The organism is Streptomyces sp. NPDC005648 (assembly GCF_040605395.1).
In the GTDB taxonomy this organism is placed as follows: domain Bacteria; phylum Actinomycetota; class Actinomycetes; order Streptomycetales; family Streptomycetaceae; genus Streptomyces.
The window spans coordinates 1-15,918 of record NZ_JBEXCS010000054.1; the positions used below are offsets into that span (position 1 = coordinate 1).

The 15,918-nt window shown below is 69.4% G+C and carries 17 protein-coding genes; 11 read left to right on the top strand and 6 right to left on the bottom strand.

Features of this window, described 5'->3' with window-relative positions; genetic code table 11:
- Positions 1-926 (bottom strand): sigma-70 family RNA polymerase sigma factor (locus tag ABZT17_RS27605; RefSeq protein ID WP_356352426.1); only part of this gene is annotated, 926 nt, incomplete at its 3' end.
- 191 nt (positions 927-1,117) lie between these two features.
- On the opposite strand from ABZT17_RS27605, the gene ABZT17_RS27610 reads away from it, so the two are divergent.
- From ABZT17_RS27610 to ABZT17_RS27625, 4 genes are all read left to right on the top strand, one after another.
- Complete coding sequence (locus ABZT17_RS27610; RefSeq protein ID WP_356352427.1) at positions 1,118-1,549, top strand: SsgA family sporulation/cell division regulator; 432 nt, start codon at positions 1,118-1,120, stop codon at positions 1,547-1,549.
- Positions 1,550-1,603: 54 nt separating this feature from the next.
- Positions 1,604-2,380 carry an A24 family peptidase gene (locus ABZT17_RS27615; RefSeq protein ID WP_356352429.1) on the top strand — a complete coding sequence of 259 codons (777 nt, stop codon included), beginning with the start codon at positions 1,604-1,606 and terminating at the stop codon, positions 2,378-2,380.
- A 79-nt stretch (positions 2,381-2,459) separates the two neighbouring features.
- Positions 2,460-3,674 (top strand): cyclic dehypoxanthinyl futalosine synthase, encoded by a 1,215-nt coding sequence (mqnC, locus tag ABZT17_RS27620; protein WP_356352431.1) that lies wholly within the window; start codon positions 2,460-2,462, stop codon positions 3,672-3,674.
- A gap of 21 nt (positions 3,675-3,695) precedes the next feature.
- Positions 3,696-4,136: a hypothetical protein gene (locus ABZT17_RS27625; protein ID WP_356352433.1), complete on the top strand. Its 441-nt coding sequence runs from the start codon at positions 3,696-3,698 to the stop codon at positions 4,134-4,136.
- Between the two features lie 46 nt (positions 4,137-4,182).
- Here ABZT17_RS27625 and ABZT17_RS27630 read toward each other — a convergent pair whose 3' ends face one another.
- Entirely contained in the window at positions 4,183-5,148 is a 966-nt protein-coding gene (locus tag ABZT17_RS27630) for a chitinase (protein ID WP_356352435.1), read from the bottom strand.
- Positions 5,149-5,464: 316 nt separating this feature from the next.
- Here ABZT17_RS27630 and ABZT17_RS27635 point away from each other — a divergent pair, with 316 nt between their 5' ends.
- The 4 genes from ABZT17_RS27635 to ABZT17_RS27650 are packed head-to-tail and all read left to right on the top strand — an operon-like array spanning position 5,465 to position 10,023.
- Complete coding sequence (locus tag ABZT17_RS27635) at positions 5,465-5,878, top strand: hypothetical protein (protein ID WP_356352437.1); 414 nt, start codon at positions 5,465-5,467, stop codon at positions 5,876-5,878.
- A 17-nt stretch (positions 5,879-5,895) separates the two neighbouring features.
- A complete protein-coding gene (locus tag ABZT17_RS27640; protein ID WP_356352439.1) occupies positions 5,896-8,199 on the top strand; it encodes a glycosyltransferase in 2,304 nt (767 codons plus the stop codon).
- A gap of 36 nt (positions 8,200-8,235) precedes the next feature.
- Positions 8,236-9,291, top strand: a complete 1,056-nt coding sequence (locus ABZT17_RS27645; RefSeq protein WP_356352525.1) for an acyltransferase — start codon at positions 8,236-8,238, stop codon at positions 9,289-9,291.
- Positions 9,292-9,327: 36 nt separating this feature from the next.
- Complete coding sequence (locus ABZT17_RS27650) at positions 9,328-10,023, top strand: demethylmenaquinone methyltransferase (protein ID WP_356352441.1); 696 nt, start codon at positions 9,328-9,330, stop codon at positions 10,021-10,023.
- 85 nt (positions 10,024-10,108) lie between these two features.
- On the opposite strand, the gene ABZT17_RS27655 is transcribed toward ABZT17_RS27650, so the two are convergent.
- Together ABZT17_RS27655 and ABZT17_RS27660 are read right to left on the bottom strand one after the other, a co-directional pair.
- Positions 10,109-10,423, bottom strand: a complete 315-nt coding sequence (locus ABZT17_RS27655; RefSeq protein WP_356352442.1) for a PASTA domain-containing protein — start codon at positions 10,421-10,423, stop codon at positions 10,109-10,111.
- Between the two features lie 110 nt (positions 10,424-10,533).
- On the bottom strand, positions 10,534-11,058 hold the full coding sequence (locus ABZT17_RS27660; protein WP_356352444.1) for a GNAT family N-acetyltransferase: 525 nt from the start codon (positions 11,056-11,058) through the stop codon (positions 10,534-10,536).
- Between the two features lie 98 nt (positions 11,059-11,156).
- Here ABZT17_RS27660 and ABZT17_RS27665 point away from each other — a divergent pair, with 98 nt between their 5' ends.
- Together ABZT17_RS27665 and ABZT17_RS27670 are read left to right on the top strand one after the other, a co-directional pair.
- On the top strand, positions 11,157-12,473 hold the full coding sequence (locus ABZT17_RS27665) for a geranylgeranyl reductase family protein (protein WP_356352446.1): 1,317 nt from the start codon (positions 11,157-11,159) through the stop codon (positions 12,471-12,473).
- Positions 12,474-12,618: 145 nt separating this feature from the next.
- Positions 12,619-12,936, top strand: coding sequence for a hypothetical protein (locus tag ABZT17_RS27670; protein ID WP_356352447.1), 318 nt, complete (start codon positions 12,619-12,621; stop codon positions 12,934-12,936).
- Positions 12,937-12,976: 40 nt separating this feature from the next.
- Here ABZT17_RS27670 and def read toward each other — a convergent pair whose 3' ends face one another.
- Both def and ABZT17_RS27680 read right to left on the bottom strand, forming a co-directional pair.
- Positions 12,977-13,606 carry a peptide deformylase gene (gene def, locus ABZT17_RS27675; protein ID WP_356352449.1) on the bottom strand — a complete coding sequence of 210 codons (630 nt, stop codon included), beginning with the start codon at positions 13,604-13,606 and terminating at the stop codon, positions 12,977-12,979.
- A gap of 370 nt (positions 13,607-13,976) precedes the next feature.
- Positions 13,977-14,777: a C40 family peptidase gene (locus tag ABZT17_RS27680; protein ID WP_356352451.1), complete on the bottom strand. Its 801-nt coding sequence runs from the start codon at positions 14,775-14,777 to the stop codon at positions 13,977-13,979.
- 777 nt (positions 14,778-15,554) lie between these two features.
- Here ABZT17_RS27680 and ABZT17_RS27685 point away from each other — a divergent pair.
- A complete protein-coding gene (locus ABZT17_RS27685) occupies positions 15,555-15,914 on the top strand; it encodes an NADH-quinone oxidoreductase subunit A (protein ID WP_003992243.1) in 360 nt (119 codons plus the stop codon).
- Positions 15,915-15,918: the final 4 nt, after the last annotated feature.

The following is a 15,918-nucleotide window of genomic DNA, read 5'->3' on the forward strand; positions in this document are numbered from 1 at the left end:
GTGCCCGCTCCCGTGCCCGCGCCGGCCGTGCCCGCTCCCGTGCCCGCGCCGGCCGAGCCCGCTCCCGTGCCCGCGCCGGCCGAGCCCGCTCCCGAGCTCGCGCCCGCTCCAGTTGCTCCAGCCGCCCCCGATCCCGAAGACACCCCCGAAACCCCGCCGGCCGCGCTTGCCGCGAACGTCAGTAGGTACTTCGTCGTTCCGCCGACGGCCAGGGTCAGCAGTGCCGGGCCCACCAGTGCCGGCAGGCGGTTGTTCGCGGTCATCAGGGCCGCCAGACGGGACCGGCAGTCGTCGCACGTGTCCACATGGCCCAGCAGCCGCTCCGACTGCTTCGCCGTGGCCGCGCCGCGCACATACGCCGGCATCCGAGCCCAGTGCACCCGGCACGCGGGATCGTCCGGCGCGCCGGTCTGGGCGCGGAGGAACGCCTGCCGCATTCCCTCCCGCGCCCGGTGCAACAGCACAGCCGTCGCCCCCTCCTTGGTCCCGAGCTGCGGCCCGATCGCCGCGAGGGGCTGCCCCTCCGCCTCCGACAGCCACAGCGCCTTGACCCACCGCTCGGGCAACTGCCCCAGCACCCGCACCACGAGGTCGACGGAGGAGACATGCTCCGCCGGGTCGTCCTCCCAGGACGACCCCTGGCGGCCCACCGTGATCCGCTCCTCGCCGTGCGGGTCCTGAGGCGTCTCCCGCACCGACGTCCCCGCCGCCGTCGCCAGATGCCGCACCGTCGTCATCAGATACGCCGGCACGTTCTCGATCTCGTGCCCCTCCGCCAGCCGCCGCCAGACCCTGAAGTGGGCCTCGGCGACCAGGTCTTCGGCCACCCAGGGGTTCCGGGTGAGCGAACGCGCGTACGCGACGAGGCGCGGCTGCTGCTCCTCGTAGATACGGGCATACGTGGCGGTGGCGGAACCGTCGGACATGGCGGAACGCTCCAGTTGCTGCCTGCGAAGGGGCCAAAGGGTTTGTCAGCCTAGATGGCAAAACTTTCAATCAAAGTTTCGGCTCCCGCAGAAAGTGACGCACGTCACAGCAGCAACTTCCGTAAGCGGCGTAATGCAAACCGCCCCCCGGCACTCCACCTAGTACGTCCCGCCCGAACCCGGAGGCCCCCGTGCCCATCACCCTCGAACAGACCACCGGCGCCCGTCTGCTCACCCCCGACGACGACGAACTCGCGCTCACCGTCACCCTCCGCTACACCTGCGCCGACCCCCTGGCCGTGCACTTCGTCTTCCCGCCCTGGATCTCCCTCGACGGCGAGGAGGTCACCTGGACCTTCGCCCGCTCCCTCCTGGAGGAGGGCCTCGACGCCCCCGCCGGCCTCGGCACGGTCCACATCCGCCCCGCCGACCCGTCCCACACGTTCGTCGAGTTCCGCACCGAGGCCGGCATCGCGGTCGTCCTGTTCCGCACCCCCGTCCTGCGCCGCTTCCTCCTCCGCTCCTACGAGATCACCGAACCGGGGGGCGAACCCCTGGAACCGGCCCTCGACCGCGACCTTGCGGCTATGTTCGGCATGTCCGACACCGACCGCGCCGCATGAACCGCCGCGTGGAAGAGGAAGAAGAGGAAGAAGAAGGGGAGGGAAGGGGGGGCGATGGTCGCACCGCTCGTCATCGTCGCCGCCCTGTGGGGCGCGGCGGTCGGTCTGCTGCTCCCGCACGCCGCCTACCGCTTCTCCGTGCCCGAGGAGGAGGACTGGCTCGGCACCTGCCCGGAAGGCCACCCGCTCGCCGGCTGGATCGGCCGGAACCGGTGTGAGCGGTGCGCCGAAACCGCCGTAGCGACAAGGAAAGCGACCAGGAAAGCGACCAGGACGAAGACCGAGTCGTACGGTCCCGGTGCCGCCGGCCTCTGTCTCGCCACCGCCCTCGTCTGCGCCGCCCTGGCCGCCGCCACCGGCACCCGCCCCGAACTCGGGGTCTGGCTGCTGCTCGCGCCCGTCGGCGTGCTGCTCGCGGTCGTCGACCTCCGGGTGCAACGGCTGCCGGACGCCCTGACGTTGCTGTTCGCGGGCGCCGCGCTCGCGCTGCTCGGGGCCGTGGCGCTCGTACCGGAGCACGCGGGTGACTGGCCGACCGCGCTGTACGCGGCCCTCGCGCTCGGCGCCGCCTTCTTCGGGCTGTTCCTCCTCAACCCCGGCGGCATGGGCTTCGGCGACGTGAAGCTGGCGGTCGGGCTGGGAGCCGTCCTCGGGTGGTACGGCTGGGGGACGGTCATGGTGGGCACCTTCGCCGCGTTCCTGCTCGGAGCCCTCTACGGCGGCCTGCTCGTCCTTCTGCGACGGGCCGGGCGCAAGACGGCCATCGCGTTCGGGCCGTTCCTGATCGGCGGGGCCTTCCTGGGGCTGCTGGTGGGGGCCTACGCGGCCTGACGTCGGGCTTGTCACAGGCCTGGCGTAGGCTGGCTTGGTCCGTCCACGACCCTTGACGAAGCCTGCGAAAGGGACCCCGGTGACCGAGAAGGCCGACCTCACCTCTATTGATGTCACAGCCGTCCTCGACCGTGCCGCCGCAGGTGGGCGGATCACTCCCGAAGAGGCGCTCGTCCTCTACCGCGACGCGCCCCTGCACGCGCTCGGCGCCGCCGCCGACGCCGTGCGCCGCCGTAGGTACGCCGGCATCGAGCACATCGCGACGTACATCATCGAGCGGAACATCAACTACACGAACGTGTGTGTGACGGCGTGCAAGTTCTGCGCCTTCTACGCCGCGCCCAAGGACACGGCCAAGGGCTGGACGCGTGACCTGGACGACATCCTGCGCCGGTGTGCGGAGACCGTCGAACTCGGCGGGACGCAGATCATGTTCCAGGGCGGACACCACCCGGACTACGGCGTCGAGTACTACGAGAAGCACTTCAAGGCCATCAAGGACGCGTTCCCGCAGCTGGTCATCCACTCCCTCGGCGCGTCCGAGGTCGAGCACATGGCCCGGATCAGCGGGGTCTCGGTCGAGGAGGCCATCACCCGTATCCACGAGGCGGGCCTCGACTCCTTCGCCGGCGCCGGCGCCGAACTGCTCCCGGAGCGCCCGCGCAAGGCGATCGCCCCGCTGAAGGAGAGCGGCGAGCGCTGGCTGGAGATCATGGAGACCGCGCACAGGCTGGGTGTCGAGTCGACGTCGACCATGCTCATGGGCACGGGCGAGACCAACGCCGAGCGCATCGAGCACCTGCGCATGATCCGCGACGTACAGGACCGCACGGGCGGCTTCCGCGCCTTCATCCCGTACACATACCAGCCCGAGAACAACCATCTGAAGGGCCGTACGCAGGCCACGATCTTCGAGTACCTGCGGATGATCGCCATCGCGCGCCTCTTCATGGACAACATCCAGCACATCCAGGGCTCCTGGCTGACCACGGGCAAGGAGGTCGGCCAGCTCTCCCTGCACTACGGCGCCGACGACCTCGGCTCGATCATGCTGGAGGAGAACGTCGTCTCCTCGGCGGGCGCCAAGCACCGCTCCAACCGCCTCGAGATCATCGACCTGATCAGGAAGGCGGGCCGGGTTCCCGCCCAGCGCGCGACGACCTACGAGCACATCGTGGTCCACGACGACCCGGCGAACGACCCGGTCGACGAGCGGGTGATGTCCCACATCTCGTCGACGGCCATCGCGGGCGGGACGGCCCACCCCGAACTGAAGCTGCTCGCGTCCAACTGACCAGCCCCTACCGACGATCCAGTGCTGACGATTCACGCGGCGGACGAGGTCCGGTACGGCACCGAGACGCTGAAGGACGGTGCCGTGGCGGTCGAGGGCAGCCGGATCGCCGCGGTCGGTCCGCTGGAGGAGATGCGGAAGCGGTTCCCCGGAGCGCGCGTGCGGTCATGGCCGGGGGTGCTGGGGCCGGGCCGTGTCCACGAGGGACCGCTGCCGGACGCCCCGAGTCCCCGCGAGCGCGTCCACGCGGTCCTGAAGTCGGGTGCCACGGCCGTTCGGGAGGAGTACGTCGACTCGCCCGAACTGCGTGCCGCGGCCACCCGGAACGAGGTGCTGGTCATGGCCTCCGCGCAGTCGCCGGCGCTCACCGTGCACGGCCGGGCGGACCTGGCCGTCCTCGACGACACCGGCGCCTGTCTGGCGACGGTGTGCGCCGGACGGCTGGTGCACCGGCGCCGCTAGGGTCCAGCGGATCTGCGGATCTGCGGATCTGACGATCGGCGGGGCTTCAGCCCGCGAAGGCCTTCCCGAAAGCCCCCGAACTCTGTTTCACCCCACTGCAGTCGGCCGCGGCGTCCGTGCCCCCGCCCTTCGCGCACTGCTGGTCCCTGGACGTCGACCACATCGACACCCAGGCGATCCCCTTCTCCTCGGCGAACGTCCGCACCTGCGCCGCGTCGGAGAGCGTGAACGTCTCGCCGGCGACGTCGTTGACCCCGATCATCGAGGTCAGCGCCATGCCCTGCCAGGCACCGGCGGCGGAGAGCGCGAACACCTTCCGCAACTGCGTGTGCGCGGCCTTCGCCGAGGTCAGCGCGTAGTCCCCCATGTCGCCCGCGTACGACTCGCCGTAGTCCATGGTCATGATGTTGACCGTGGAGACCTGGACGTCGTACGTGTTCGCGGACTCCAGCAACGCCAGGCTGTCGGAGTCCAGTCCGGACGGCATCACGGGCAGGGTGAAGGAGACCTCCAGATCGGGCCGTTCCTTCTGCAGCGCGGCTATCGCCTCCGAGCGCAGCGCGACCGTGTCCGCGTCGGTGAGCTCGTCGCCCTCGATGTCGAAGTCGGCCTGGCTGGAGCCGGCGGCGTCAAGTGCCGTGGCGTAGGCGGCGGCCAGCTTCGTCGCGCTTGCGCAGGTCGTCGCCAGTTCCTTCCCGGACGCCCCGCCGAAGGAGACCCGCACACTCGCCCCGTCCTCTGTGAGCTTCGAGATCCGGGACTTCACGGCCGAGTCGGAGAGCGAGTCCTCACCGTTCCACTTCGGAGTGCAACTGCTGCCGTCCGCGATGACGAAGGCCAGGTTGTACGCCTCCGGAGAACCGGCCGAGTCAGTGCCGGAAGCCTCCGTGGCGCTGACGTAGGGCGCGTACGAGGTGCTGGGCGAGGCCTTCTGCGCCTGAGGGGAGCAGCCCGTCGTGGCCAGGGCAAACACGCAGGCGAACCCGGTGGCCGGCTTCAGCAGACTCCGCATGGACCATGCACCCGCTCTCGTGATTTCCGTCTCAGGACCGGAACAAGGTCCCATCAGGGCCCTATTCAAAAGGAGAACGTCTCATACGAAGCCGTCGTTCATGAGAACAGCCAATGCACAGGAAATACATGGAACATGTTGCTTGAATAGGGCCAACTGCGCGAAATGAAAGGGGTATTCGGCGCTTTCCGGTCCGTCCCCCGGCGCGCAGCTATTCACAGAAATTCTCAGGCGGGAGACAGGTTGAGGCGTTTCTCATATGCGTCTCACAAGAAGCCGGACAGCGGGCACATAAAGCCTGCCTAATATCCGTGGAATGTATTCCGAGCCTGCCTTCGAAAACGGCGCGACCCCTGGAGGTCGCCGCCGCAAACGCCGCGGCAACGGGTCCGACGCGGGACCCGTGTTCGTCGACAGCTCCGGGCGCCGCTCCAAGCTGCTGCGCCGGATCGGCCTCCTCGTCGGTGTCCTGTGCCTCGGGTACGCCGTCGTCCTGGGCCTCGCCTTCATGGGCATCGGCCTCTCGAACCCGTCCTCGGTGCTGCCCTTCGGCAACGGCCGGGGCGGCCCGGCCGGCAACGGGCCCGCCGGCCTCCGTCAGCAGGGCGGCATCGGCAGCCAGGTCGGCAGCCGGCCCAGCGGCGCCCCCACCGGCCTGCCCTCACGCCTTTCCGTCGGCACGGCCGTCCCGTCCGCGACCTCGTCCCCGTCCGCCACCACGGCCGACTGACCGGAACGCGACACCCCATGACTACGACGACGCCCTCACGACGCCGCCGCCGCGCCCCCTCCCGGATCGAACGGGCGGCGGGCAGGGCCGCGGCACTCCAGAGACCCCGGGTCATCCTGGCCGGTCTGCTCCTGCTCGCGCTGACCAGCGTGATGCTGCTCGACGGCTATCTGCGCGCCGAGGTCGGCGGCGACCAGCGTGTGCGCGACGGGGCCAGCTCCAGCGAGGTGCCCGACAAGATCCTCGACGGCGGCCCGATCCTGACCTTCCGGGGCGGCACGGCGACCACGCTCTCGGTGCCGGAGAAGACCATCGCCCTCACCTTCGACGACGGCCCGAATCCCACCTGGACGCCCCAGATCCTGTCCATCCTGGAGAAGTACGACGTCCCGGGCACGTTCTTCCTGGTCGGCTCGATGGTCTCGCGGTATCCGGACATCGTGAAGAACATGGTCGAACAGGGCGACGAGGTGGGCATCCACACCTTCACCCATGTCGACCTCTCCTACCAGAGCGGCTCCCGGGTCGACCGTGAGATGCAGCAGACCCAGCTGGCGCTCGCGGGCGCGGCCGGGATCACGACCACGCTGTTCCGGGCGCCGTACTCCTCGGAGACGGACGCCATCGACAACTACAGCTGGCCCGTCTACCAGAAGCTCGGCAAGGACGGTTACACCAGCGTCTTCGTCGACACCGACAGCGACGACTGGAAGAAGCCGGGCGTCTCGAAGATCGTCAGCTGGGCCACGCCGAAGGACGGCAAGGGCGCGTCGGTCCTGATGCACGACGCGGGCGGTGACCGCTCGCAGACCGTGAAGGCGCTGCCCGAGTACATCGAGAAGATGCGGGCGAAGGGCTACACCTTCACCACCATCAGCGGCGTCATCGAGAAGGACAACGCGAGCAATCGACTGTCCACGGGAGAGCTGTCAACGGGAAAGCAGCCCACGGGAGAACAGTCCACGGGTGGCCTCTACGGACGGGCGGCGACCGGCGGCTCCGGCCGCACCCGGCTCCAGGCGGCGCACCGCACGGCCACCGGCACGACCCTCTACGAGGGCAAGGCCCTGATCGCGGTCGTCGCCGTCGCCGAGTGGACGGTGCCGGCGCTGTCGTACGGACTCGTCGTCGTGGGGGTGGCCGTCATGGGGCGGTTCGGGATGATGCTGGTCCTCGCCCGGCGGCACCACAGACAGCGCAACAGACGCCGCTTCAGCTGGGGGCCGACGGTCACCCGCCCGGTGAGCGTGATCGTCCCGGCGTACAACGAGAAGGAGTGCATCGCCAACACCCTGCGGTCGCTGTCGAAGAGTACCCATCCGATCGAGATCATCGTGGTCGACGACGGCTCCACGGACGGCACCTCGGAGATCGCGCGCAGTGCCGCGTACGAACTCGGCATGACCAACGTCCGGGTCGTCCGGCAGGAGAACGCGGGCAAGCCGGCCGCTCTCAACAACGGGGTGCGCAGCGCCAGTCACGACATCGTCGTGATGATGGACGGCGACACGGTGTTCGAGCCGGAGACCGTGGGGCACCTGGTGCAGCCGTTCGCCGATCCGGCCGTCGGCGCGGTGGCCGGCAACGCCAAGGTCGGCAACCGCGACACCGTCATCGGCGCCTGGCAGCACATCGAGTACGTGATGGGCTTCAACCTCGACCGGCGCATGTACGACCTGCTGCGCTGCATGCCGACGATCCCGGGCGCGATCGGCGCCTTCCGCCGTGAGGCGGTGCTCCAGGTCGGCGGGATGAGCGAGGACACGCTCGCCGAGGACACGGACATCACCATCGCCATGCACCGCGCGGGCTGGCGGGTCGTCTACCAGGAGCACGCGCGCGCGTGGACGGAGGCGCCCGGCTCGCTGGGGCAGCTCTGGTCGCAGCGCTACCGGTGGTCGTACGGCACCATGCAGGCCCTGTGGAAGCACCGCAAGTCCCTCACGGACAGGGGGCCTTCGGGGCGCTTCGGCCGTGTCGGCATGCCTCTCGTGGTGATCTTCCAGATCGTCACACCGGTCTTCGCCCCGCTGATCGACGTCTTCACCGTCTACTCGATGATCTTCGTCGACTTCCGGGCGGCCCTGTACGCGTGGCTCGCGGTCCTGGGCCTCCAACTGTTCTGCGCGGCCTACGCCTTCCGCCTCGACCGTGAGAAGTACCGCTATCTGCTGATGATGCCGCTCCAGCAACTCGCCTACCGCCAGATGATGTACCTCGTCCTCATCCACTCCTGCATCACCGCCCTGGCCGGCGGGCGCCTGCGCTGGCAGAAGCTGAAGCGGACGGGCGAGGTCGGCACGCCGGCGGGGGTGGGCTGAGTGGGGGCCCACAGCAGAACCGCACCGGCCCCCGTCATGGCGCCCTCCCGGCCGCCCTCCGCCGGGAGGGACCGCTATTTCGACGCCCTCCGCGCCCTCGCGCTCATCCGTGTCGTCACCTACCACACCTTCGGCTGGGCCTGGTGCGGCATGGTGTTCCCGTCCATGGGGATCATGTTCGGCCTGGCCGGCACGCTCATGGCGAAGTCGCTCGAACGCCCCGCGGGAGAGGTGGTGAGGAGCCGGCTGCGCCGCCTCCTGCCGCCGTTCTGGTTCTGGGGCGCCTTCGTGGTGCTCGCCATGCTGGTCCACGGCTGGATGCCCGGCTGGCAGATCGTCTACTGGGTCGTGCCGCTCGGCGACCCGCCCGGCAACGCGTGGGGCGAACAGGCCTGGGAGATCCTCTGGTACCTGCGGACGTACCTCTGGTTCGTCCTGCTGTCACCCGTTCTGCTGAAGGTCTTCCGTCTGGCCCCGATCCCGGTCCTGCTGCTGTCCCTCACCCCCGTCCTGGTCCTGGACTTCCTCTGGTCCGGTCCCGACAACCGCTTCGGCAGCGCCCTGTGGGACTTGTCGACGTACCTCTTCTGCTGGCTGCTCGGGTTCGCCCACCGCGACGGCGTGCTGGGGCGGATGAAGCCGGTGCCGGTCGTCGTGACGGCGCTCGCCGCGGTCGGGTTCGGCGGCTGGTACGCCCTCGCCCACCAGGCCGACTTCGGCACCTACGACCTCGACGAGAACCCGCTCGCCCAGGCCTTCTGGTCGGCCGGCTGTGTGCTGCTCCTGATGTGGGCGAAGGCGTACTTCCGGATCGACTTCGCCTGGCTGGCCCGCCTGCGCCGTACCGACCGGGTCGTGACGGTCTTCAACTCGCGCGCGGTGACGATCTACCTCTGGCACGAGATCGCGCTGATCCTGGCCGTGCCGCTGATCGACCGGTTCTGGGACGTTCCCGCCTTCGAGAAGTGGCTGCCGCTGGACAGCCAGTGGTTCATGTTCGGCGTCGGCTGGGTCCTGATCGCGGTGTCCGTCCTGGCCTGCGGCTGGGTGGAGGACGTGGCGGCGAGGAAGCGGCCGAAGCTGCTCCCCTGAGCGGGCCGTGGGGGTCGTACTGCAAGAATGGCGGGCGTGACCCGCGCTTCCCTGAACAAGCAGCCGCACGAAGTCGCCTCGATGTTCGACGACGTGGCGGAACGGTACGACCTGACCAACGACGTGCTGTCGCTCGGCCAGGACCGGGTGTGGCGCAAGGAGGTGGCCCGGGCGGTCGACGCCCGGCCCGCGCAGAAGGTGCTGGACCTGGCGGCCGGCACGGCCACCTCGTCGCTGCCGTTCGCCCGCACCGGCGCGTACGTCGTCCCGTGCGACTTCTCGCTCGGCATGCTCCAGGTCGGCAAGAAGAAGCACCCGTGGCTGCCGCTGACGGCCGGCGACGCGACGAAGCTGCCCTTCAAGGACGACACCTTCGACGCCGTCACCATCTCCTTCGGGCTGCGCAACGTGCAGGACTTCGACGCCGGGCTGCGCGAGATGTACCGGGTGACCAAGCCCGGCGGCCGGGTCGTGATCTGCGAGTTCTCCCACCCGACCTGGGCGCCCTTCCGCACCGTCTACACCGAGTACCTGATGCGGGCCCTGCCGCCGGTCGCCCGCGCGGTCTCCTCCAGCCCCGACGCCTACGTCTACCTCGCCGAGTCCATCCGCGCCTGGCCCGACCAGGCCGCGCTGGCCGAGCACCTGAAGAAGGCCGGCTGGTCGAACGTGGCGTGGCGCAACCTGACGGGCGGGGTGGTGGCCCTGCACCGCGGGTTCAAGCAGGCCTGAGCCGCGTCAGCGGGTCCGGTCGGCCCCGCACGGGCGGTCCGGGCCGACCGGCGTCCCTGCTCGGATCGCGCGCCGCGGTCTCAGGTCAGATCGCGCACCTGATCACCTCGAACTCGTCCCCGGGCTCGTCGATCTCGCGCTGCAGTCCGCCTCCGGAAGGCCGCGGAAGGCGTGGCTCGCGCACCCCTCCGCCGCCCTCTCCGTGGCCGAAGTCGAACCACACGTAGACCACGGAGTCCCGGGGCACCTCGGCATCGGGCTGCGGATACTGCCGTACGACGTACTCGACGACGGTCTGGTGGAAGTCCGGCCGGTCCGGAGCGTTGACGAACAGACCGTTCGCCTCGGCCGTCTTGCGCGCGTCCATGGCCATCAGGCCGACCAGCCTGGGAACACGCACTTCGGGTGTTTTGGGTGTTATGCGCACAGATGTCACCCCCAGCGGTACTGGCAGGGTAACCGCCCGGGGGTGCCAACCGGAAGCCTCAAGTGTCTTTCTGTAGCGGTCGGTTACTCAGTGTGACCATTCTTGAGGTCGAGCCGGAAACAGAGCGCGTCCTCCGGGAGGCGGGGGTGCGGGAAGGTCTCCGCGAGCTCCATGCCCAGCCGCCGGGTGACCGCGATGGACCGCTCGTTGCCGGGGCGGACCATCGCCACGACGCTCGCCACGTCCGCCGCCCGCAGCCGCTCCAGCGTCATCCGGGCCGCCGCGGTCGCGTACCCCTTGCCCCAGTACGCCCGCCCGAGCCGCCAGCCGATCTCGATCTCGCCCTTGGGCCCCCAGTCCTGCGGCCATGGCTGGGCGCCCGTGAAGCCGATCACCCGCCCGGACTCGTCGACCATGGTCCACAGACAGAAGCCCAGCTCGGCGTCGTGCCGGCGCTGCCGGGCCGTGAGCTCCTCGTAGACGTACAGCTCCGCCGACCGGCCGCCGTGGAACTCCATCACATCCGGGTCGTCGAAGACCCGGTGCCAGGCCACGGCGTCCTCGTCGGTGGGGACGCGCAGCCGTACGACGGGGAGAGCTCGGTTCACGGGGGCAGCCCTTCAGCCGGGTGATCAATTCTGCTGAATAGACTGCCTGTGTCCAGTGCCGGTCGGCACAGAGATTTCGAACTTGGGGAGATCCCGCCGTGACCGTCGTGCCCGAGCCCCACTCCGAGCCCTCCCCCGAACCGTTTACCGAGAACACCGCCGATGTGATCGTCGTGGGCGCGGGCCCGGCAGGCTCCACGACGGCGTACCACCTCGCCAAGGCCGGACTCGACGTCCTCCTCCTGGAGAAGACCGAGTTCCCGCGCGAGAAGGTCTGCGGCGACGGACTGACCCCGCGCGCGGTCAAGCAGCTCGTCGCCATGGGCATCGACGTCTCCGAGGAGGCGGGCTGGCTGCGCAACAAGGGTCTTCGGATCATCGGCGGAGGCGTGCGGCTCCAGCTCGACTGGCCGGATCTCGCCTCCTTCCCGGACTACGGCCTCGTCCGCAAGCGCGACGACTTCGACGAGCAGCTCGCCCGCCAGGCCCAGAAGGCCGGCGCCCGCCTCTTCGAGCGCTGCAACGTCGGCGCTCCCGTCGTCGACGACCGCACCGGCCGGATCACCGGCGTGCACGCCAAACTCGGCGAGGAGAAGCGCGAGGTCACCTTCCACGCGCCCCTCGTGGTCGCCGCCGACGGCAACTCCACCCGCCTCTCGCTGGCGATGGGCCTGCACCGCCGCGAGGACCGCCCGATGGGTGTCGCGGTCCGGACGTACTTCGAGTCGCCCCGCCACGAGGACGACTATCTGGAGTCCTGGCTGGAGTTGTGGGACCGCCGCGGCGCCCAGGACCGGCTCCTGCCCGGCTACGGCTGGATCTTCGGCATGGGCGACGGTACGTCGAACGTCGGCCTCGGTGTCCTCAACACCTCCGACTCCTTCAAGGAGCTCGACTGGCGCGAGGTGCTGAAGGCCTGGTGCGCGTCGATGCCGGAGGACTGGGGCTACACCCCGGACCACATGACCGGCCCGATCCGCGGCGCCGCCCTCCCGATGGCCTTCAACCGCCAACCGCACTACACACGCGGCCTGTTGCTCGTCGGCGACGCCGGCGGTCTGGTGAACCCCTTCAACGGCGAGGGCATCGCCTACGCCATGGAGTCCGGCCAGATCGCCGCCGACGTCATCGTCCAGGCCCACGCCCGGCCGACCCCCGCGAGCCGTGAACTGGCGCTCCAGCGTTACCCGCGGGTGCTGAAGGACACGTACGGGGGCTACTACACACTGGGCCGCGCCTTCGTGAAGCTCATCGGCAACCCGAAGGTCATGAAGATCGCGGCCCAGCGCGGGCTCACCCACCCCGTGCTGATGAAGTTCACGCTGAAGATGCTCGCCAACCTCACCGACCCGACGGGCGGCGACGCGATGGACCGGATCATCAACGGACTGAGCAAGGTGGCGCCGAAGGCGTAGTCCGCCACCGAACGGCCAAACCGGGCATATGGATCGCGTCAGGATCCGGGCCGGGGGCTCGACGGCCCCTGGCCCGGACCCGAGTGGCGGCACACACTGAAGGCAGCCCAGTCGCTACCCGGTCCGAATCGCAGGTGTGGCACCCATGAAGACCCCGGCAGTACTTCTCCTCGTCTTCGTCCTCGTCCTCGTCGTGGCTGCCATGGCCGGTACGACGGCGTACGCGCGCCGTCGCGGTGACGGCGCGGTTGGCCGGACGGTCGTCCGCTGCCGCGACGGGCATCTCTACACGACGACCTGGATCCCCGGGGTCTCCTTCAAGTCCGTCCGCCTCGGCCGCCACCGCTGGCAGTACTGCCCGATCGGCCGGCACTGGACCATGGTCACGCCGGTGCGGGACGACGAACTGACGCCCCAGGAACGGGACCTGGCCGCCACCCACCACGACCGGCACCTACCCTGACCCCGCCCGCCCCGCCCCCGCCCGCCGTCCCCGACGCCCATCAGCCCCGACGCAACTCGACGACCTTGGCCGCGCGCCGGGCGAACACCTCGTCGCGCCGGTCGGCCATCCGCCTGAGCGCCTCCTTGCGGTCCCGCCCGGAGAGCCGGTCCAGGTAGACGTGGCCGTTCACATGGTCGGTCTCGTGGGCCAGGCACCTGGCGAAGTATCCGGTGCCCTCGACACGCAGGGCGTTGCCGTCCCTGTCGAGACCGTGCACGACGGCACGGTCGGGCCGCGGCACGTCCATCCAGCCTCCCGGCACCGAGAGACAGGCCTCGGGCTCGTCGAGCAGACGCCTTTCGGAGGCGGCGAGATGCTCCAGCACCGGGTTGACGATGTGCCCGACATGGCGCACCCCGTCGTCGTCCGGGCAGTCGTACACGAACAACCGCAGACCGACCCCCACCTGGTTCGCGGCCAGTCCTGCCCCGTCCGCGATGTACATGGTCAGGAACATGTCGTCGATCAGTGCCGCGAGATCCGGCCCGAACTCGGTGACGTCCCGGCACGGCTTGTGCAGCACCCCTTCCCCGACCTCGGTGACGCGCCGCACCGCCCCGCGCCGTGCCTCCGGCGCGAGGGGTGGATACGAGTCGACGGGCCGGCCCTGAACGAAAACACTGGGCATCGCGTAGCTCCTTTGTCGTGCCTGCCGTGTGCGTGGCGAGAATGCCGTGGCGGCGGGACAACGGGCTTCCGGCCTCCGGAACCCCTCCCCGACCTCCGGAACTCATGACAGCAGACCCCGCCCGGAAGCCGCAGCAGAACTCCGGCCACACCGCAGACACTTCCTTGCGGGTGCGGGTGCGGGTGCGGGTGCGGGCCCGGACTCGGGGGGAGGGGCGCCGGGGGAGGGGCGCCGGTGTGGGAGCGGGCGCGCACGCCTCACCGGCGGTCAAGGGCCCGGGGAGGGTGGTGCGACGGAAGGGCCGCTGCCCCCGAGCGGCTGCGGCCCTTCCGTGCGTTTGTGCGGCGCCGTGTCGTCGTGGCGCCGTGGGTCAGAGCACCCGGACCGCGCCGGTCGGCGGGTCGTAGGACAGCGGCTTCTCGGCCACACCGGTCGAGGGGTTCTGCGCGCCGACGAACATGCCGTCACCGACGTACAGCGCCACGTGGTACGCGCTGCCCGCGCTGCCCCAGTACAGGATGTCGCCCGGCTGCAGGTTGCTCAGCGACACCTGGGTGCCGGCCGTCGACTGGTCCTGCGAGACGCGCGGCAGGCTGATGCCGACCTGCTTGAACGCGGTCTGTATGAGCCCCGAGCAGTCCCACGAGTTGGGGCCGGTGCCGCCGGAGACATACGCGTCACCGATCTGGGCCTTGACGAAGGCGATGACCGCCGCGGCCGAACCCGTGGCCGTCGACGAGCTCGTCGAGGCGCTGGAGGTCGTGGAGGCGGCCAGGGTGGTCCGCTCCGCGCTGCGGGACGAGGCGCGCTCCGCGGCGGCCTTGCGGGCCTCCTCGGCCTTCTTCTTGGCCTCGGCCTTCTTCTTCGCCTCCGCGAGGTCAGCCTTGGCCTGCTTCGCGGCGGCTGCGGCTGCCGCGTCACGCTCGGCCTGCAGCTCGTAGTTCGCGGCCGTCTGCTGGGTGGCGTCCGCGGACTGGGCGACCTGGGCGGCCAGGTCGGCCGTCAGGGTGGGCAGTTGCAGGGTCTGTGTGGTCTCGGCTGCGTTCGCCGAGGCCGCACCCGCCGCCGCCATGCTGAGAACGCCACCGGCAACTCCGGCACGCACGGCGAGGTTCGTCGTCGCGCTGCGGCGGGGTTTCCGGTGGCTGCGTATGTGAGCGGTGTGGGACATGAGAACAACCGGTATCAGGGGCTCCTCCATACCTTCAAGAAACGTGTGCTGCGCCACAGTTGTTCATCCAGCCCCAATAATCCCGGGCGTGGCGTTCCTTATTGACGCCGTAACGGACATTGCGGACGCGCCCCATCGAGCCCGTGATCACGGTGTTTCGTCGGTACGCCCGAATTGCCCGCGACTTACCACCGGTGGGGACAGTTGGCCAAGCCCGGTTCTCAGCCACCTCTCATGGATGTGGCGGAGGTCACGCAACGGTTACGCCGGTGCCCGCGTCACGCGCGTAGATCACGACGGGATTGCGGCCGGGTCGCGAGCGGGTCGCGGCTGACGCGCTCGTGAATGTGTGCACGCGTCCACATCGCAGCCCGCTTCTCACCTTGATGTGTGAATGGAGCCCACTACCAAGCCGCTGAGTCCAGCGCCAATTTGCATGCAGGGGAACTCTCTTGATATTGAGACGACCCTTCCGAACTGCGCCGACGAGCCAAAATGTCACCTCCGGTGATCACTCGGACGCTTCACGTACGAAGATCACCGCTCATCCGACTTCATGATCCTTCGTCAGGTGGTGGAGATCACAAAGGTTGTGCAATACCCCGTGTCGCAGATCACAGAGCGGCGGGCATAAGATGCGAGGCAGTTGGGCTTGTGACCTGCTTCACATGTTCTCGATCTTCGTTGGGACGAACGGAGGTTAGAGCGGCGTATGAGGCTCGTGTGAGTCCGATGCCATCGCCAGCAGTCAGTGCCGACTGAGAGGAGCGAGGAGCGGTGAACGCGTATGCGCCCATCCTCGTACTGGGAGCCCTCGGGGCAGGCTTTGCGATCTTCTCCGTGGTCATGGCCACGCTGATCGGTCCGAAGCGGTACAACCGGGCCAAGCTCGAGGCCTACGAGTGCGGTATCGAGCCGACCCCCACGCCGGCCGGCGGCGGGCGCTTCCCCATCAAGTACTACCTGACGGCGATGCTCTTCATCGTCTTCGACATCGAGATCGTCTTCCTCTACCCCTGGGCCGTCACCTTCGACGCCCTGGGGATCTTCGGGCTCGTGGAGATGCTGCTCTTCGTGCTCACCGTCTTCGTCGCGTACGCGTACGTATGGCGGCGCGGCGGCCTGGAATGGGACTGAGGGG